A 17,809-nucleotide genomic window follows, 5' to 3' on the forward strand; every position below is an offset into this window, starting at 1 on the left:
GTGGGTGGGCCAGGAGGAGGCCGTACCGCTGCGGCCTCGGGAGCGGCGTCTCATGGGGTGAGGGTGGCGCTCACCGGGTGGGGTCCGCAACGGAGATTCCGCCCAGTACGGTCCGCGCCAGCCGGGGGGCGAAGTCGTCCACCGGGGGGCGGGCGCCGGTCGGTGTCATGTCGTACGCGAATGCTCTCTGCGCGCAGGCGCCGAGGAGCAGGGAGGCCGCGGCGAACGTGTCGGCCTCCTTTCGTACCCGTCCCGTTCCTTGCTCCGCCCGCAGGTACGCGTCCAGCTGCTCGATCGGCCTGTGCGGTCCCGCCCCCACCTTCCGCATCGCCTCGTCGTGGCGCCGCTTCAGCTGTGTCTCCGCGTACAGCGACGCGGCGATCGGGAAGCTCTGCTCGTAGAACAGTGCGGCCTGCCGGGCGATCTCGGTCAGGTTCCCCTCCAGGGTTCCCTGTCCCGGCTCGGCCGCCAGGCTTCGCAGCAGCGGGCCCAACTGGGGCAGCCGTTCGGTGAGGACTGTGATGAACAGGTCCTCCTTGCTCGCGAAGTACTTGTAGAGCGCGGCCTCCGAGCAGCCGGCCGCCTTGGCGATCTCCTTGGTCGTGGCGCGTGCCAGTCCGACGGTGAGCATCAGCTCGTGGGCGGCGTCGAGGATGCGGATCCTGGCGGGGGCCGGCTTGGGCTCTGGTTTCGGCTCTGGATTCTGCTGCATGGGGCTCCGATCGGGACAACGGGCTTGACGGGTGGGTGAGTGCTTACCCACTCTAGAAGAGGTAGGGGTGAGTGAATACTCACCCACCACTTTCGAGCACGGGAGTGCCCATGAAACTCACCGTTTTCGGTGCCACGGGTGGCATAGGACGGGAGATCGTCCGGCAGGGTCTGGAGGCGGGGCACGCGGTCACGGCCGTGGTGCGGGATCCTGCCCGGCTCGGTGTGAGCGGAGACCTGCTGGAGGTGTTCCGGGCCGATCTGAGCGATCCGGATGCCGTGCGGGCCGCGGTGGCCGGGCGGGACGCCGTTCTGTCGGGGCTGGGTGCGCGCAGTCGAAAGGACGCCGGGGTGGCGGCTCGGCTGACCCGTACGGTGATCGACGCCATGGAGGCGGAGGGGGCGCGGCGGTTGCTGGTGGTGAGCGCCGGACCGGTCGGGCCCGCGCCGGGGGGTGACACCGCTCTTGACCGGGCCGTGCGGGGGATCGTCTCCGCGCTCCTCAAGGACGTCTACGCCGACCTGCTGGAGATGGAGGCCGAGTTGGCCCGCAGCGCCACGGACTGGACCGTCGTACGGCCGCCGCGACTGCAGAACAAGCCGTCCACCGGGGCGTACCGGATGGTGGTCGGGGGCTTCCCGCTCAAGGGGCGGTTCATCGCACGGGCCGATGTGGCGCACGCGATGCTGGCGATGGCGGGCGATCCGGGGGTGGTGAAGCAGGGGGTGGGCCTGGCCTACTGACCACGGCGTGGGCCCGGCCTGCCGGCTACAGGGCTACAGGGCTACGCCGACCGTCACGGGCTCGTTGACCAGGGTGATCCCGAAGGCGTTGCGGACGCCGGCCACGACCTCGCGGGCCAGGGTGAGGAGGTCCTCCGTGGTTGCCTCTCCCCTGTTGGTGAGCGCGAGCGTGTGCTTCGTGGAGATGCGGGCCGGGCCGGTGCCGTAGCCCTTGGTGAAGCCCGCCTTGTCGATGAGCCAGGCGGCGGAGGTCTTGGTGTGGCCCTCCCCCGCCGGGTAGGCGGGCGGCTCCACGTCCGAGCCGAGTCGCTGCTTCACGCGCGCGTGGAAGGCGGTGAACTGCTCGTCGCTGAGGATCGGGTTGGTGAAGAACGATCCGGCGGACCAGGTGTCGTGGTCCTCGGGGTCCAGGACCATGCCCTTGCCGGAGCGCAGCTTCAGTACGGTCTCGCGGGCCCTGGCGAGGGGGACGCGGTCGCCTGGTTCGACTCCGAGGGCTCGGGCCGTCTCGGCGTACCTGAGGGGGGCGGAGAGGCCTTCGGCGTCCTCCAGCCGGAAGCGGACGCGGAGGACGACGTATCGCTCGGGGTCGGACTTGAAGCGGCTGTGGCGGTAGGAGAAGGCGCAGTCCGCGTTCGGGATGGTGACCGTTTCGCGGGTCGTGCGGTCGTAGGCGACGACCTCGGTGATCGTCGACGAGACCTCCTGGCCGTACGCGCCGACGTTCTGGATGGGGGTCGCGCCTGCGGAGCCGGGGATGCCGGCGAGGCACTCGACGCCGGCGAGTCCGGCTTCCACGGTGCGGGCGACGGCGTCGGTCCAGACCTCGCCGGCGGCCAGCTCCAGGTGGGCGCCGTCGAGGGTGACGCCCTTGGTGGCGATTTCGAGGGCGGTGCCTGCGAAGCCCTTGTCTCCGATGACCAGGTTGGAGCCGCCGCCGATGACCAGGAGGGGCGTGCCGGTGTCGTCGGCCTCGCGGACCGCTTCGATCACCTCCGCGTCGGTCGTGGCGGTGACCAGCCGGGTCGCGGGGCCGCCCAGGCGGAAGGTCGTCAGGGGGGCGAGGGGGGCGTCGTGTCGTTCCTGCACGCGGTCAAGAGTACGGGGCGAGCTGCCTGCGGCGGCCTGTGCGGGTGTGGTGGGGCGGGCGCAGCGCGTTCGGTCCGGTGGGTGGGTCGGGGCCGCGCCGGGGGTGTCCGTCCTCGGTCGGGCGGTGCTGTCTCTCCAGCAGTACTCGGTGATGGACGCCCGCCGCTGCGGGCGGACACCCCCCGGCACGTCCCCTGCTCGCCGTACGCGGTTGACGCCCACGCCCACGCCGGGTTCTCGCCGTCGGCGGCTGCGGCAGCGTTCCTCAGGGGCGCGGGGAACTGCGCGACCAGCCACGACGCACCCGCAGACGCACGACGACCTCACGCGGCACCCCAGATGGCGCCCGCACACACACGAACGGCCCCGCCCTCTCGGACGGAGCCGCCGCCGTCCGCCGAGGTCAGCCCACGACGGTCTCCAGAACCGGCGTCGGCTCGGCCGAGGCCGGCTCCGAGGGACGCTTCCGTGAGGGAATCAGCAGGGCCGCGAATCCCGCGACGGCGACCACCGCCGCGCCCGTGACCAGCGCGGGCCGCAGGCCGTCGACGAAGGTCTGGCCGGTCTCGTAGCCGCCCTGGGCCGCGAAGATCGACGCCATGACGGCGATGCCGAGGGCGCCGCCGACCTCGCGCAGGGCGTTGTTGGCGCCGGAGGCGATGCCCTGTTCGCTCGGCCGGACGCTGGACATCACCAGGTTGGCGGCCGGGGCGAAGTACAGGGCCATGCCGATGCCGCTGATGATCAGGCCGGGCAGCTGGATGGCGTAGGAGGCGTCCGCGGTGACCACGGAGGCGAGGTAGCCGAGGCCGGCGGCCTGGAGGAAGAGGCCGGTGGCGACGACCGGCCGGCCGCCGATCCGGTCGGAGAGGATGCCGGCGATCGGCGCGACGAGCATCGGCATACCGGTCCAGGGCAGCATCCGCAAGCCCGCCTCGGTGGGCGAGTAACCGAGCACGCCCTGCATGTACTGGCTGAGCAGGAAGATCGACCCGAACATCCCGAGGAACATCAGCAGGGAGGCCGCGTTGATCCCGGCGAAGGCGCGGGAGCGGAAGAGCCGCATGGGCAGCATCGGGTTCTTCGCCCGGATGCCGTGGACGACGAAGGCGACGAGGAGCGCGCCGCCCGCGATCAGCCCGGTCAGGACGTAGGAGCTGGTCCAGCCGTCGGCCGGTCCGCGCACGAGCCCGTAGACGATGCCGAAGAGGCCGCTGCTGGCCAGCAGGGTGCCGATGACGTCGAGCGGGGCGCCGGTGCCGTGCGACTCGGCGAGGCGCAGCCGGGCGAGCGGCAGCAGGGCGAGGCCGAGCGGAACGTTCAGCCAGAAGATCCAGTGCCAGGAGATGTGCTCGGTGAGGCTGCCGCCGATGAGCGGCCCGGAGGCCACGGCCAGCCCGTTCACGGCACCCCAGATGCCGTACGCCATCCCGCGTTTGGCGACCGGGACGGCGGCCGTGAGCAGGGTCAGCGTCAACGGCATCATGATCGCCGCACCGACGCCCTGGACCGCGCGGGCCGCGATCAGCGAGTCGATGCCGGGTGCCATGGCCGCGGCGGCGGAGGCGCCGGTGAAGACGGTGAGCCCGGCGAGGAAGAGCCGACGCCGGCCGAAGCGGTCACCGAGGGCCGCGCCGAACATCAGCAGCACGGCGAAGGTGAGCGTGTAGGCGCTCACGGTCCATTCCAGGTCGTCCAGCCCTCCCCCGAGATCCTTGCGGATGGAGGGCAGTGCGGTGGTGACGACGAGGTTGTCGAGGGACGCCATGAATCCGGCGACGCTGGTGATGACGAGGGCCCAGACGGCTCCGCCACGTGGTGCGTCGACCCGGCCCTGCTCGCGCGGCTTGCTCTCCTGCTGTGACATCGCTCCCCCTGGGGATGCTCGCTGTCGGCGGTTTCGGTGAGGTGATGCAGATTTAGTTATTGATCACTAACTTCTGTGGGCAGACCAAGGCCATGAGCACTGGCCCATGACCCTCAGGCTTCGGTCCGCCCCTTGATCTGCGCCGAGGGGTACATCCCCTGCCAGACCCGATGCCCAGACGGAAACCCCATGGCCGCAAGGGTGTTGATCAGCATCCCGTACGCCAGGAAGGTCGTCGTCTCGTCCCCGATGGGCACCTGCACGGCGTCCCAGAGCCTCATCCAGCCGGCCCGCACGGCCTCGCCGAACTCATGGTCACCCTCGGCCTCGGCGGCGGCGACGGTGACGTACGTCTGCATCTGCATCTGCAGCCGCTCGGGGTGCTCGGTGATCAGCCGCGTGTACGCGTTCGCCATGGCATGCAGGGCTTCATCGCCCTCCAGCCCCTTGGCCGCCTCCTCGAAGACCCGGCACACATCGCCCATGCACCGCTGGGAGGCGGCGGCGAAGATCGCCTTCTTGCCCGGGAAGAGCCGGAAGAGATACGGCTGCGAGACGCCCACCCGCTTGGCGATCACCTCGGTGGAAGTGCCGTAGAAGCCCTTCTGCGCGAACTCGGCGATCGCCGCGCGAATGACGCTCTCGCGTCGCTCTTCTGCGCTCATCCTGACCATGCTCGTAAGTTAGTACTCAATCACTAACTACGTCAAGGGGTCGGGGTCACGCCCTCCCTGCCCCCGGAACGAAGCCCGGCGATGAGCGGCGCCGGTGGAGGTGGCGGTGTCCGTCACGTTGATCGGGCCGGCGCTGCCTGTGGCATGGAGGCTGCCAAGAACGCCGTGCGGTCGACCGGGCAGAAGGAACCCCAAGTCGCCGAAGTCACGGGAGTGGCAGCCGGAGTTGTCGGACGGATCGGGGGCTCAGTGGCCGCCGATCTCCCCAGGCTGCGGCGCCGGCGCCGGCGGCGACGGGTCCCGTCGCACCTCGCCCTGGCCGCCGTGCTGGTCGACTGGTCGCCGGAGTCGGTGAAGGGCCACAGCTCACCGCTCTGTTCGCGGTACGCCACCGGGAGGCGTCGGAGCGGCTGCGTGGGCCGATCTTCACGACGGGGTCAGCTTGAAGATCACCGAAGATCACCGGGTTCGCGGTGGGCGCCGCGGTCGCCGGGCCGCGGCCGCCTGGTCGCTGCCGGGGGCGCTCATGACAGCGGCGGGAGTGGACGGGAGTGGAGCGGTTTGCGGTGCTGGCCCTGTTCGCGCTCGTACCGAGGCTGTTCGCAGAATCAGGAACTCATGCCGGGAGGCTTCCCAGGGGCCCTCTTAAAGAAGAGGCCGGGTAAGGGGCGCCTGCCATGGCGAACGCCCCTTACCAGAAAGAAATCCCGCGAACTGCCGTACTCAGCCCAGCCGGACAACGGCCCGGGACATGCCCAGCACCTTCTGTCCCGCGCACATGGCGAGTAGGTCGACGCGGACCTTGTTGTCGTCGAGCTTGGCGCCGACCTTGGCGCTGACCTCGATGGTGGCGCCCTGGTCGTCGTTGGGGACGACGACCGGCTTGGTGAAGCGGACGCCGTACTCGACGACCGCGCCCGGGTCGCCGACCCAGTCGGTGACGACGCGGATCGCCTCGGCCATGGTGAACATGCCGTGCGCGATGACGTCGGGCAGACCGACCTCGACCGCGAACTTCTCGTTCCAGTGGATGGGGTTGAAGTCCCCGGAGGCGCCCGCGTACTGGACGAGGGTGGCGCGGGTCACGGGGAAGGTCTGCGCGGGCAGCTCGGTGCCGACCTCGACCTCGTCGTAAGCGATCTGCGTCGCCATCAGGCCTCGCCCTCCTCGGGGTCCGCCGCGCGCGCGACGAGCTTGGTCCAGGCGGTCACGACGTGCTCGCCCGCCTCGTCGTGGACCTCGCCGCGGATGTCGATGATCTCGTTGCCGGCCATGGACTTGATGGTCTCGATGGTCGACGTGACGATGAGCCGGTCGCCCGCGCGAACAGGGCGGACGTAGGCGAACTTCTGGTCGCCGTGCACCACCCGGCTGTAGTCCAGGCCGAGCCGCGGGTCCGCCACGACGTCACCCGCCGCCTTGAAGGTGATGGCGAACACAAAAGTGGGCGGGGCGATCACATCGGGGTGACCGAAGGCCTTGGCGGCCTCGGGGTCCGTGTACACGGGGTTGGTGTCACCCACCGCCACCGCGAACTCGCGGATCTTCTCCCGGCCGACCTCATAGGGCTCGGTGGGCGGGTAGGACCGCCCGACGAAGGACTGGTCGAGCGCCATGTACTCGGCACCTCCTGAGTGATGTCCTGAGTGATGCAACGACGCGAGGCCGCCCCCCAACCAACAGGGGACGGCCTCGACGTACGAGCCTGATGTAACTATCGCGTTTCGCGATGCGCGGTGTGCGCATTGCAACGCGGGCAGTGCTTCTTCATCTCCAGTCGGTCCGGGTTGTTACGCCGGTTCTTCTTGGTGATGTAGTTCCGCTCCTTGCACTCCACGCAGGCCAGCGTGATCTTCGGGCGGACGTCGGTGGCAGCCACAGGAGTGCTCCTTGACGAACGGATGGGACGATGAACGCATAAAAGAGTAGCCGATCGAAGGACCGACCCCGCAATCGGCTACTGTCAGTAGCGGTGACCGGACTTGAACCGGTGACACAGCGATTATGAGCCGCTTGCTCTACCGACTGAGCTACACCGCTGTGATGCGATCGGACCCCGCCTTGCGACGGGGGCCTCTCACACCAGAGCCCCAATACGGAATCGAACCGTAGACCTTCTCCTTACCATGGAGATGCTCTACCGACTGAGCTATTGGGGCGAGCGATGAAGACATTACACGCTCGGCTGCCGTTCACCCAAATCCGTTTCGCGGCCCCCGTCCCGCCCTGTTCCGGCCCCTGTTCCGCACGCCGAAAACCCCTCCCCCAACAGCCCCGAGGCCCCCTCCCGAAACCGCTCCCACACCCCCTCGCCAGGGATCTTTCCCATCCGGCGGACCACACCGGTACGACTATTCCGCTCCTCCGCAACACGGACGGATGCCCGCCCTAGGCTCGACTCACTCTGCGTGATCTTGTGTCCCCTCTTGCGCGCAGCCGCCCCCGAGCACAGGAGCGCGATGCCCGACAGCCAGCCGCAGCCGCCCCACTCCTCGTCGCCCGCTTCCTCGGGCGATCCGGCGGCGCTCCTCCTCTGCGGCGCGCGTCTCACCGACGGCCGGACCGTGGACGTACGGCTGGGCGGCGGTCGTATCGAGGCGGTCGGCACGGTCGGCAGCCTCAGCGCGTACGCCACCCGCGTGGACCTCAGCGGCTACCTCCTCCTGCCGGCCCCCGCCGAGCCGCACGCCCACGGCGACACGGCCCTGTCCGCCGACGCCGACGGCCCGGTCTCGTACGACCCGCAGGACGTCCAGCGCCGGGCCACCGAGGCCGCGCTGCTCCAACTCGGCCACGGGGCCACGGCGTCGCGCTCACACGTGCGGATCGGCGACGTACCCGGCCTTGGCGCGCTGGCCGCCGTACTGCAGGCGCGGCGGGCGCTGCGCGGCCTCGCCGAGCTGTCGGCGGTGGCCATGCCGCGGGTGCTGACCGGCGCCGCCGGGGCGGACGGGCTGGCGATGCTGCGGGACGCGGTGAAGATGGGCGCGTCGGTGGTGGGCGGCTGCCCGGACCGCGACCCCGACCCAACCGGCTATGTCGAGGCGGTCTTGGAGGTCGCCTCCGAGCACGGCTGCCCGGTCGATCTGCACACGGACGGTGACGACCCGGCCCGGCTGGCCCGCCTCGCCGCGATGGCGGGCGGTCTGCGTCCCGGTGTGACGATCGGCCCCTGCGGCGGCCTCGGCCGGCTGCCCGCCGAGGTGGCCTCGCGAGCCGCGGACCAGCTCGCGGCGGCGGGCGTGACGGTGGCGTGCCTCCCGCAGGGCGGCTGCGGGGGCGCCGAGCGCCGTGCGACAGCTCCGGTACGACTGCTGCGGGCGGCCGGGGTCCGGGTGGCGGCGGGCAGCGGCGCGCTGCGGGACGTGGCGAACCCGGTGGGCCGCGGGGACCCCCTGGAGGCGGCGTACCTGCTCGCCTCCCGTCACGGTCTGCGCCCGGAGGAGGCGTACGACGCCGTGAGCACGTCTGCGCGGGCCGTGCTCGGCCTGCCGGAGGTCCGCGTGGAGGCGGGCTTCCCGGCGGAACTCCTCGCGGTCCGGGGCGACCGCCTGGCCGGCGCGCTGTCCCTGGCCTACAGCCGAATCGTGGTGCACAGGGGGCGCGTTGTGGCACGGACGAGCGCGGTACGGGAGTACCGCAACACCCCGGCAGCGGCGGCCCTGGATCTGCCGAGGCAGGGGCGTACGGAGCTGTCGTGAGGTGAGTGCGGGCCCCTGTGGGAGCTGTGCGGCGAACGGGTCCGTCCGGGCGTACGGTCGAAGGCATGCGCATTGTCATAGCTGGAGGTCATGGTCAGATCGCGCTGCGGCTGGAGCGTCTGCTCGCCGCGCGCGGTGACGAGGTCGCGGGCATCGTCCGCCGCCCCGAACAGGGCGACGACCTGCGGGCGGCCGGCGCGGAACCGGTCGTGTGCGACCTGGAGTCGGCGTCGGTGGAGGAGGTCGCGGAGCTGCTGCGGGGCGCCGACGCGGCGGTCTTCGCGGCAGGCGCGGGCCCGGGCAGCGGCACGGCCCGCAAGGACACGGTGGACCGGGGAGCGGCGGTGCTGTTCGCGGACGCGGCGGTCCGGGCGGGGGTACGCAGGCACCTGGTCGTGTCGTCGATGGGCGCGGACCCGGCCCACCCGGGCGACGACGTCTTCGACGTCTACCAGCGCGCGAAGGGCGAGGCGGACGCGTACGTCAGCGGCCTGGACGCGCTCGACTGGACGATCCTGCGCCCCGGCGCCCTGACCAACGACGCCGGCACGGGCCGCGTACGCCTGGAGGCGGACACGGGTCGCGGCGCGATCCCCCGGGACGACGTGGCCGCCGTCCTCACGGAACTCCTGGACACCCCGGCGACGGCGGGCCTGACCCTGGAGCTGATCGGCGGCTCGATGCCGGTCTCGGTGGCGGTGAAGTCGGTGGCCGGCAACTGAGGAGTGGGCGAGGGGGCAGAAGAGAGAAGCGGGTGACAGGTCAGAAGAGGGGCAGCTGGCCGGGGAATTCCGGGACGACGTACCCGTCCAACGCGGGCTGGGCCGCCCCGAGTTCCGCCTGCCGCCGAGACCCGGGGCACGAGACGAGTTCGCCACTCCCCCGGGCCCCCGGCGGATCGTGCCGAGCGAATCTCCCGGCGACGACAGCGATCTCCCGCCGGCACTCGGGACAGTGACGGCGACGGGACGACGACGCGAACGACGGTCGTGACATCGATGACATGGGGCCACTCTCCCTCATGACCCAGGCACGCGCCGACAACGAAAAGGCCCTCTTTTCTCTACGTTCCCGCAGAGAAAAGAGGGCCTTCAACGTGGCGGCGCCAGGGTTCGAACCTGGGTAGGCTGAGCCGGCAGATTTACAGTCTGCTCCCTTTGGCCGCTCGGGCACACCGCCAAGGTTTGCTGCCCTTCGAACCGCTTTTCGGCGGTGCTCCGTGGCAACGACGTAAACGATACCCGATGCACAGGGGTGCTTCGCCACTCGATTGAGCGGCGCTCGGGGGGTAGGGGGTGGCTAGGCTTATGCGGATGCGGCCCGGGACGTACGCCGGGCTCGGCTGCTGCCCCCACGCATGCCGAATCGCAACCCAGAGATCCCGACAAGCACCCCATACAAGGAGCCACAGGACATGGCCGACTCCAGTTTCGACATCGTCTCGAAGGTCGAGCGGCAGGAGGTCGACAACGCCCTCAACCAGGCCGCCAAGGAGATCTCCCAGCGCTACGACTTCAAGGGCGTGGGTGCCTCGATCTCGTGGTCCGGCGAGAAGATCCTCATGGAGGCGAACTCCGAGGAGCGGGTCAAAGCGGTCCTCGACGTGTTCGAGACCAAGCTGATCAAGCGCGGCATCTCGCTGAAGGCCCTGGACGCCGGTGAGCCGCAGCTCTCCGGCAAGGAGTACAAGCTCTTCGCCTCGATCGAGGAGGGCATCTCCCAGGACAACGCGAAGAAGGTCGCGAAGATCATCCGCGATGAGGGCCCCAAGGGCGTGAAGGCCCAGGTCCAGGGCGACGAGCTGCGCGTCAGCTCGAAGAGCCGCGACGACCTTCAGGCCGTGCAGGCACTTCTCAAGGGCAAGGACTTCGACTTCGCGCTGCAGTTCGTGAACTATCGGTAGTCCACGAGTGGTTGATGGACTGACGAGGTGAAGAGGGGTGGGCGCTCCAGGGCGCCCACCCCTCCCTCTTTTCCCTCATTGCCGGCTGCGGACCCGGTGTGCGCTCAGTCGCGCGAGTTGCCGAACAGGATGCGGTAGGCGACCAGCAGCACGAACGAGCCGCCGATAGCCGCCGCCCATGTGGTGCCGTCGTAGAAGTCCTTACTGATGGGGTGGTCGAGGAAGCGCGCCGAGATCCAGCCACCGATGAACGCGCCCGCGACGCCGATGACCGTCGTGCCGATGAAGCCGCCCGGGTCGCGCCCCGGCAGCAGGAACTTGGCGATGGCCCCGGCCAACAGCCCCAGGATGATCCAGCCGATGATGCTCATGCCGTGAACCTGCCCCTCTGTGCTGTGCTCGAACTGTCCCGGCACTGTGACTTCGTCGACCTTGGGTGGCGTGATACCGCCGGTCGACTTCGCCGGGCTGGTGCCGGTGCGTTCGTGTTGGTGCATTGTTGGTGTCGCGTTGCTGTACACGACGTCAACGCGCTGCCCGGCGGTTGCACCGGTCAGTAGGGTGCGGCCCATGACACAGCCCGGAGCGGAATCGTCCGCCGAACTGAGACGCACCCTTGGCGTCGGGGACGCCGTGGTCATCGGGCTCGGTTCGATGATCGGGGCCGGCGTCTTCGCAGCCCTGGGACCCGCGGCACACGCGGCCGGGTCCGGGCTGCTGCTCGGGCTCGGCGCGGCGGCCGTGGTCGCCTATTGCAACGCCATGTCGTCCGCCCGGCTGGCCGCCCGCTACCCCGCCTCGGGTGGCACCTATGTGTACGGGCGTGAGCGGCTCGGCGACTTCTGGGGCTATCTCGCGGGCTGGTCGTTCGTCGTCGGGAAAACGGCCTCCTGTGCGGCTATGGCGCTCACCGTGGGCGCGTACGTCTGGCCGGGTCAGGCGCACGCGGTGGCGGTCGCGGCCGTGGTGGCGCTGACCGCGGTGAACTACCTCGGCGTCCAGAAGGCCGCCTGGCTGACGCGGACGATCGTGGCGGTGGTCCTCGCTGTCCTCGCTTCCGTCGTAGTGGTGTGCCTGGGCTCGGACGCCTCCGACGCCGGCCGGCTGGACGTCGGGGCGTCCGGTGGTGTGGGCGGAGTGCTTGAGGCGGCCGGGCTGCTGTTCTTCGCGTTCGCCGGGTACGCCCGGATCGCGACCCTCGGCGAGGAGGTCCGGGATCCCGCGCGCACCATCCCCCGCGCGATCCCCTCGGCGCTGGGCATCACGCTGGTGGTGTACACGGCGGTGGCGGTGGCTGTCCTTTCCGTGCTGGGGTCGGGCGGTCTCGGGCAGGCGACCGCTCCACTGGCCGACGCGGTCCGGGCGGCGGGCGTGCCGGGGCTGGTTCCTGTCGTACGGGTGGGTGCCGCCGTGGCCGCGCTCGGCTCGCTGCTCGCCCTGATCCTGGGCGTCTCACGGACGACGCTGGCCATGGCCCGTGACCGTCATCTGCCCGGTGCCCTGGCCGCCGTGCATCCGCGCTTCCAGGTGCCTCACCGGGCCGAGTTGGCCGTGGGTGCGGTGGTCGCGGTGCTGGCCGCGACGGTGGACGTACGGGGTGCTGTCGGCTTCTCCTCCTTCGGGGTGCTGGCGTACTACGCGGTGGCCAACGCCTCCGCCTGGACACTGAGTTCGGCGCCGGCGTCACGGATGGTTCCGGCGGTGGGGTTTCTCGGCTGCGTGACGCTGGCGTTCGCGCTTCCGGGGGTGTCGGTGGTCGTGGGCGCGGGTGTGCTGGGTCTGGGGGCGGTCGTGTACGGCGTGCGACGGTGGCGGCCGGCTTCGGGGTCGTCGGCCTGACCTCACCGCTGACGGAACTCGTGCCGGTTACTCGGTTACTCGGTTACTCGGTTACGGAGCCTGGACCGGCGGTGTCGCTGTCGCCGTGCGTATGCGGAGGTCGGGCCAGGGCTCCAGGTCCATGTCGGCGTTGAGTTCCTCGTACCAGCCCGTGCCGTCGAGCCAGGCCCGCAGCCACTCCGCGAGGCCCGGGGCGTCGGTATACCACGCGTGGTCGGCGTCGTCGGCGTTCGGCTCGAAGAGCAGGACGGTGCCTTCAGGCGTACGGCAGTCCACGCACGCGTACATTCCGCAGCCCCAGTGGGATATCGGCAGCATGCCCTCGGGCCAGGGCCAGTCCGGGTCCTTGCGGGCCTCCTCGCGGTTGGCGAGGTACTGGGCGACGACGGCAGGCTCCCCTGCGGGCGCACTGTCGAGCAGGGGCAACAGGCCGTACTCCGGACCGAATCCGCCGTCTCCTATCCGGAGATAGAGCGCGGCCAGGAGCGGTGGCAGGGAGAAGCCGAGGGCGGTCTCGGCGCGGTCGAGCGTGGCCGTGTCCACGGGGGCGGGAAGTGAAGGCCAGCCCCACGGCCGGGTGTTGCGGGCCTCGGCCGCCACCCGTGTCAGCAACTGCTCGATCTCGGTCATGGATTCATCATGCAGGCCGCCACTGACAATCGGGCGGCCTGTGGATAACCGGCGGGCCGGGACGAGAACCCGCCGGCAGCCTGTGGAAAACGGTCGGGTAGGGCGCCGACCGCTTCCCCTCCCCGGCCGGACTACCAGCGCGAGCTGAACGGCTGGTCCGTCGGCACGATTTCGCGGCCGAGCGGCATCAGCGAGACCGGGATGAGCTTGAAGTTGGCGAAGCCGAACGGGATACCGATGATCGTGATGCACAGCAGAACGCCGGTGACGACATGGGCCAGCGCGAGCCACCAGCCCGCGAGGACCAGCCACAGCACGTTGCCGACGCACGAGGGGGCACCCGCGTCGCGGCGCTCGACCGTCGTGCGGCCGAAGGGCCAGAGGGCGTACACGCCGATACGGAAAGCGGCGATGCCAAAAGGAATGCCGATGACCGTGATGCAGAGCAGCGCGCCCGCCAGCACATAGCCGAGGAACAGCCAGAAGCCGCTCAGGACGAGCCAGATGATGTTGAGGATTGTCTTCACTGGGGGCGACCTGCCATCTTTTCGAGCCGGGCGATGCGCTCCGCCATCGGCGGGTGCGTGGAGAACATCTTGGAGAGTCCCTGGCCTGGGCGGAAGGGGTTCGCGATCATCATGTGGCTCGCGGTCTCGATCCGCGGCTCGGGGGGCAACGGGAGTTGTTTCGTGCCCGCTTCCAGTTTACGCAGGGCGCTCGCTAGGGCCAGCGGGTCGCCGGTGAGCTGGGCGCCCGACGCGTCGGCCTCGTACTCTCTGGAGCGGCTGATGGCCAGTTGGATGAGGCTCGCCGCGAGCGGGCCCAGGATCATGATCAACAGCATGCCGAGGATGCCGGGGCCGTCGTCGTCGTTCGAGCGGCCGATCGGGATCAGCCAGGCGAAGTTGACCAGGAACATGATCACGGAGGCCAGGGCGCCGGCGACCGACGAGATGAGGATGTCGCGGTTGTAGACATGGCTCAGCTCATGGCCGATGACGCCGCGCAGCTCACGCTCGTCCAGGATGTGCAGGATGCCTTCGGTGCAGCACACGGCCGCGTTGCGCGGGTTGCGGCCCGTCGCGAACGCGTTCGGTGCCTCGGTCGGCGAGATGTACAGGCGCGGCATGGGCTGGCGGGCCTGGGTGGAGAGGTCGCGGACCATGCGGTACAGGGCCGGGGCCTCGAATTCGCTCACCGGGCGGGCGCGCATCGCGCGTAGAGCCAGCTTGTCGCTGTTCCAGTACGCGTACGCGTTCGTGCCGATCGCGATGAAGAGTGCGATCACTAGGCCCGTACGGCCGAAGAAGCTGCCGATGACGATGATGAGTGCGGACAGTCCCCCGAGGAGTACGGCTGTCCTGAGCCCGTTGTGCCGGCGGTGCACGGTACGCCCTCCAAGTGGTGCGGCAGGGGAACCCTGGTGTCAGGTCCAGTGGACCCTTCTGTACTGGTCAACGCCAGGCGAGGGTTCGCAGTTCCCTTGCGTGCGCGCAGGCGCGGGTGGGCCGTTCGGGTGAGGGGCCACGCGCGCGTGCGGTCGCGACGGGTCAGAAGAGTCCGGTGTCGGCGAAGCGCAGCACCAATTGGGGTGCGCCGGAGAGGGCGATGCCAAGGACGGCGGTCAGGGCGATCGCGGCCGTGAGGGGGGCCGGGGCACGATGGCGTTCCTCGGCTCCCTCGGGGGCGCGGAAGAGGAGGGCCGTCCACTGGAGGTAGTAGAAGAGGGCGATCACCACGTTGACGGCCATGATCACGGCCAGCCAGCCGAGTCCGGCGTCGACGGCCGCGGAGAAGACGGTGACCTTCGCGAAGAGGCCGATGATGCCCGGCGGCAGTCCGGCGAGGCACAGCAGGAAGAAGCCCAGGACGAGCGCTGCCAGGGGGCGGGTGGCGTACAGGCCGCGGTAGTCGCTGACGCGGTTCAGGGGCTTCGTACGGGCCACCAGGGCCGCCACCGCGAAGGCGCCGAGGTTCACGGCGGCGTACATGAGGACGTACGCGACGGTGGAGCCGATGGACTTCTGGGGGTCGTCGGAGTACGCGGCGGCGGCGATCGGCACCAGGAGGTAGCCGGCCTGGCCGACGGAGGACCAGGCGAGCAGGCGTACCGCGCTGTACGCGCGCGTGGCCTGCTGGCGCAGGGCGCCGACGTTGCCGACGGTCATGGTGAGTGCGGCCAGGGCTGCCAGTGCGGGGCCCCAGACGTCGGCGTACGACGGGAAGGCGACGACGGTGACAAGGATCAGGCCGGAGAAGCCGACGGCCTTGCCGACGACCGAGAGGTAGGCGGCGATCGGGAGGGGCGCTCCCACGTAGGTGTCGGGTACCCAGAAGTGGAAGGGCACTGCGGCTGTCTTGAAGGCGAAGCCGATGAGGGTGAGGACGACGCCCGCTTGGGCGAGGGTGTGGAGTTGTGGGTCGACGTCCTGGATGCGGTCGGCGATCTCGGTGAGGTAGAGGGTGCCGGTGGACGCGTACACGAAGCTGATGCCCATGAGGCTGACCGCGGTCGCCGTCACGGAGGACAGGAAGAACTTCAGGGCCGCTTCGGAGGACTTGCGGTCACCGTGCCGGATCCCGACGAGAGCGAAGGCGGGCAGGGAGGCGACCTCCAGGGCGACGATCAGGGTCGCGAGGTCGCGGGAGGCGGGCAGGAGGGCCGCTCCGGCGGCGGAGGACAGCAGCAGGAACCAGTACTCCCCTTCGGGGAGTCCTCGGTCGGCGTCCTTGAGGGCGGTGACCGAGAGGAGGGCTGCGAGCAGCGCGCCGCCGAGCACCAGGAACTGGATGACGAGGGTGAAGCGGTCCGCCGTGTAGCTGCAGGCGTCCGTGCTGCCGGTGAGGCAGAAGGTGGCGCGGTCGCCGTCCAGGAGGGGCAGCAGGAGGAGTGCGGAGGCGGCGAGGCCGGCGACCGAGGTCCAGCCGAGGACCGCCTTCTTGTTGCCGCCGATGAACAGGTCGGCGACCAGCACGGCGAGCCCAACGACGGCCGCGAGGGTGGGCGGTGCGATGGCGAGCCAGTCGACGGACTGGACGACGGACTGAGCCGTGGACTGGGCCAGGGCGCTCATCGGGGGCCTCCGGAAAGGAGCTGCTGCACGGCCGGGTCGGTCAGCCCGAGGAGGGCCTTCGGCCACAGTCCGGCGACGACGGTGAGGGCGACGAGCGGGGTCCAGGCCGCGAATTCGTATGTCTGTACGTCGGCGAGCTGGGGGGCGTCCGGTTGCGGGGCGGCGCCCATGCAGACGCGGCGTACGACGACGAGCATGTATGCGGCGGTGAGCAGGGTGCCGAACGCGGCGATCGCCGTGAAGGTGAGGAAGGCGGGGCGGCTGAGGTCGTCGGCGGGGTCGAACGCGCCGAACAGGGCCAGCATCTCGCCCCAGAACCCGGCGAGGCCGGGGAGGCCTAGCGAGGCGACAGCGGCGAAGGCCACGAGGCCGCCGAGGCGCGGGGCCCGGCCGTAGAGGGCCGCGCCGGTGCGGTCGGCGAGGGTGTCGAGGTCGGAGGTGCCCGTGCGGTCCTTCAGCGCGCCGACCAGGAAGAAGAGGAGGCCGGTGATGAGGCCGTGGGCGATGTTGGCGAAGAGCGCGCCGTTGACGCCGGTCGGGGTCATGGTCGAGATGCCGAGGAGCACGAAGCCCATGTGGCCCACGGAGGAGTAGGCGATGAGCCGCTTGAGGTCGCCCTTCGCGCCCTGCCGGGCCAGGGCCAGGCAGGCCAGGGAGCCGTAGATGATCCCGACGACGGCGAAGGCGGCGAGGTAGGGCGCGAAGGTCCGGAATCCGTCGGGTGTGATCGGCAGCAGGATGCGCACGAACCCGTACGTGCCCATCTTGAGCAGGACGCCCGCCAGCAGGACCGAGCCGACGGTCGGGGCGGCGGTGTGGGCGTCCGGCAGCCAGCTGTGCAGCGGCCACATCGGCGTCTTCACCGCGAGTCCGATCCCGATCGCCAAAGCGGCGGTGACCTGCACGGATGTGCTCAGTCCGGGGCCGTTGTCAGTGGTGAGTGCCATGATGTCGAACGTGTCCGCCTTGATCCCGATCAGGAGCAGGCCCAGCAGCATGACGACGGATCCGAGCAGGGTGTAGAGGATGAACTTCCAGGCCGCCCGGGTCCGTTGCTCGCCGCCCCAGCGGGCGATGAGGAAGTACATCGGGATGAGCACCATCTCGAAGGCGAGGAAGAAGAGCAGCAGGTCGAGGACGGCGAAGGTCGCGAGGGTGCCGGACTCCAGGACGAGGAGGAGTGCGACGAAGGCCTTCGGGGACGGGCCTGCGGGGAGCTTGAAGTAGGAGTAGAGCGCGCAGAGGAAGGTCAGGAGCGCGGTCAGGACCAGAAGGGGGAGGGAAATGCCGTCGACGCCGAGGTGGATCCGCACGTCGAGTGCCGGGATCCAGCTGATGTCGGTCGTGGCCTGCATCTTCGACGGATGGTCGTGGTCGAAGCCGAGCGCCAGGGCGATGGCGGCGATGAGCACCGCACCGGTGACGGTCACGCCGTGCCGCAGGACGGCCTGCTCGGGCGACTTCCCCTTCAGTCCGGGCGGGGCCGGCAGGAGAGCGGCGACGGCCCCGATGAGCGGGCCCACGACGAGGAATGCCAGAAGGAACTGCATCACTGACTCGTTGATATCGATCACGCC

Annotated in this window: 19 protein-coding genes and 3 tRNA genes; 5 read left to right on the top strand and 17 right to left on the bottom strand. The window is 70.2% G+C overall.

Going from position 1 to position 17,809, the window contains the following annotated elements:
- Positions 1–70: 70 nt before the first annotated feature.
- Positions 71–712 (bottom strand): TetR/AcrR family transcriptional regulator, encoded by a 642-nt coding sequence (locus ACWCRB_RS24705; RefSeq protein ID WP_450998111.1) that lies wholly within the window; start codon positions 710–712, stop codon positions 71–73.
- A 110-nt stretch (positions 713–822) separates the two neighbouring features.
- Here ACWCRB_RS24705 and ACWCRB_RS24710 point away from each other — a divergent pair, with 110 nt between their 5' ends.
- Entirely contained in the window at positions 823–1,455 is a 633-nt protein-coding gene (locus tag ACWCRB_RS24710; protein ID WP_450998112.1) for an NAD(P)-dependent oxidoreductase, read from the top strand.
- Between the two features lie 33 nt (positions 1,456–1,488).
- On the opposite strand, the gene ACWCRB_RS24715 is transcribed toward ACWCRB_RS24710, so the two are convergent.
- From ACWCRB_RS24715 to ACWCRB_RS24750, 8 genes are all read right to left on the bottom strand, one after another.
- A complete protein-coding gene (locus tag ACWCRB_RS24715) occupies positions 1,489–2,544 on the bottom strand; it encodes a UDP-N-acetylmuramate dehydrogenase (protein ID WP_450998113.1) in 1,056 nt (351 codons plus the stop codon).
- 403 nt (positions 2,545–2,947) lie between these two features.
- Positions 2,948–4,411 carry an MFS transporter gene (locus tag ACWCRB_RS24720; protein WP_450998114.1) on the bottom strand — a complete coding sequence of 488 codons (1,464 nt, stop codon included), beginning with the start codon at positions 4,409–4,411 and terminating at the stop codon, positions 2,948–2,950.
- Between the two features lie 113 nt (positions 4,412–4,524).
- Positions 4,525–5,085 carry a TetR/AcrR family transcriptional regulator gene (locus tag ACWCRB_RS24725; RefSeq protein WP_450998115.1) on the bottom strand — a complete coding sequence of 187 codons (561 nt, stop codon included), beginning with the start codon at positions 5,083–5,085 and terminating at the stop codon, positions 4,525–4,527.
- A gap of 723 nt (positions 5,086–5,808) precedes the next feature.
- A complete protein-coding gene (locus tag ACWCRB_RS24730) occupies positions 5,809–6,237 on the bottom strand; it encodes a MaoC family dehydratase (RefSeq protein ID WP_450998116.1) in 429 nt (142 codons plus the stop codon).
- Positions 6,237–6,701: an FAS1-like dehydratase domain-containing protein gene (locus ACWCRB_RS24735; protein WP_450998117.1), complete on the bottom strand. Its 465-nt coding sequence runs from the start codon at positions 6,699–6,701 to the stop codon at positions 6,237–6,239. Before ACWCRB_RS24735 ends, ACWCRB_RS24730 begins: the two co-directional genes overlap by 1 nt.
- Before the next feature lie 98 nt (positions 6,702–6,799).
- Positions 6,800–6,964 carry a 50S ribosomal protein L33 gene (gene rpmG, locus ACWCRB_RS24740; RefSeq protein WP_003948671.1) on the bottom strand — a complete coding sequence of 55 codons (165 nt, stop codon included), beginning with the start codon at positions 6,962–6,964 and terminating at the stop codon, positions 6,800–6,802.
- Between the two features lie 88 nt (positions 6,965–7,052).
- Positions 7,053–7,125 (bottom strand) — tRNA-Met (locus tag ACWCRB_RS24745).
- A 46-nt stretch (positions 7,126–7,171) separates the two neighbouring features.
- Positions 7,172–7,244, bottom strand: a tRNA-Thr gene (locus tag ACWCRB_RS24750).
- Positions 7,245–7,544: 300 nt separating this feature from the next.
- On the opposite strand from ACWCRB_RS24750, the gene ACWCRB_RS24755 reads away from it, so the two are divergent.
- Positions 7,545–8,786 (top strand): amidohydrolase family protein, encoded by a 1,242-nt coding sequence (locus tag ACWCRB_RS24755; protein ID WP_450998118.1) that lies wholly within the window; start codon positions 7,545–7,547, stop codon positions 8,784–8,786.
- 65 nt (positions 8,787–8,851) lie between these two features.
- Positions 8,852–9,508 carry an SDR family oxidoreductase gene (locus ACWCRB_RS24760; RefSeq protein WP_450998119.1) on the top strand — a complete coding sequence of 219 codons (657 nt, stop codon included), beginning with the start codon at positions 8,852–8,854 and terminating at the stop codon, positions 9,506–9,508.
- Between the two features lie 40 nt (positions 9,509–9,548).
- On the opposite strand, the gene ACWCRB_RS24765 is transcribed toward ACWCRB_RS24760, so the two are convergent.
- Both ACWCRB_RS24765 and ACWCRB_RS24770 read right to left on the bottom strand, forming a co-directional pair.
- The gene (locus tag ACWCRB_RS24765; RefSeq protein ID WP_235479945.1) at positions 9,549–9,782 is read right to left on the bottom strand and encodes a hypothetical protein; all 234 of its coding nucleotides are present in this window, start codon (positions 9,780–9,782) and stop codon (positions 9,549–9,551) included.
- Between the two features lie 101 nt (positions 9,783–9,883).
- Positions 9,884–9,965, bottom strand: a tRNA-Tyr gene (locus tag ACWCRB_RS24770).
- A gap of 235 nt (positions 9,966–10,200) precedes the next feature.
- Between ACWCRB_RS24770 and ACWCRB_RS24775 the strand changes: the two genes are divergently transcribed.
- A complete protein-coding gene (locus ACWCRB_RS24775; protein WP_235475569.1) occupies positions 10,201–10,689 on the top strand; it encodes a YajQ family cyclic di-GMP-binding protein in 489 nt (162 codons plus the stop codon).
- Between the two features lie 104 nt (positions 10,690–10,793).
- On the opposite strand, the gene ACWCRB_RS24780 is transcribed toward ACWCRB_RS24775, so the two are convergent.
- Positions 10,794–11,060: a GlsB/YeaQ/YmgE family stress response membrane protein gene (locus tag ACWCRB_RS24780; protein WP_450998133.1), complete on the bottom strand. Its 267-nt coding sequence runs from the start codon at positions 11,058–11,060 to the stop codon at positions 10,794–10,796.
- Between the two features lie 199 nt (positions 11,061–11,259).
- On the opposite strand from ACWCRB_RS24780, the gene ACWCRB_RS24785 reads away from it, so the two are divergent.
- Positions 11,260–12,528: an APC family permease gene (locus ACWCRB_RS24785; protein ID WP_450998120.1), complete on the top strand. Its 1,269-nt coding sequence runs from the start codon at positions 11,260–11,262 to the stop codon at positions 12,526–12,528.
- Positions 12,529–12,579: 51 nt separating this feature from the next.
- On the opposite strand, the gene ACWCRB_RS24790 is transcribed toward ACWCRB_RS24785, so the two are convergent.
- The 5 genes from ACWCRB_RS24790 to ACWCRB_RS24810 form a co-directional block, all read right to left on the bottom strand.
- A complete protein-coding gene (locus ACWCRB_RS24790; RefSeq protein WP_450998121.1) occupies positions 12,580–13,158 on the bottom strand; it encodes an SMI1/KNR4 family protein in 579 nt (192 codons plus the stop codon).
- Positions 13,159–13,289: 131 nt separating this feature from the next.
- A complete protein-coding gene (locus tag ACWCRB_RS24795; protein ID WP_235475572.1) occupies positions 13,290–13,685 on the bottom strand; it encodes a YccF domain-containing protein in 396 nt (131 codons plus the stop codon).
- Positions 13,682–14,545 carry a zinc metalloprotease HtpX gene (gene htpX, locus ACWCRB_RS24800; protein WP_450998122.1) on the bottom strand — a complete coding sequence of 288 codons (864 nt, stop codon included), beginning with the start codon at positions 14,543–14,545 and terminating at the stop codon, positions 13,682–13,684. Before htpX ends, ACWCRB_RS24795 begins: the two co-directional genes overlap by 4 nt.
- A gap of 163 nt (positions 14,546–14,708) precedes the next feature.
- On the bottom strand, positions 14,709–16,232 hold the full coding sequence (locus ACWCRB_RS24805; RefSeq protein ID WP_450998123.1) for an NADH-quinone oxidoreductase subunit N: 1,524 nt from the start codon (positions 16,230–16,232) through the stop codon (positions 14,709–14,711).
- Positions 16,229–17,806 carry an NADH-quinone oxidoreductase subunit M gene (locus tag ACWCRB_RS24810; RefSeq protein WP_450998124.1) on the bottom strand — a complete coding sequence of 526 codons (1,578 nt, stop codon included), beginning with the start codon at positions 17,804–17,806 and terminating at the stop codon, positions 16,229–16,231. Before ACWCRB_RS24810 ends, ACWCRB_RS24805 begins: the two co-directional genes overlap by 4 nt.
- Between the last annotated feature and the right edge of the window lie 3 nt (positions 17,807–17,809).

The sequence above is a fragment of the Streptomyces sp. NPDC002156 genome, assembly GCF_053593675.1.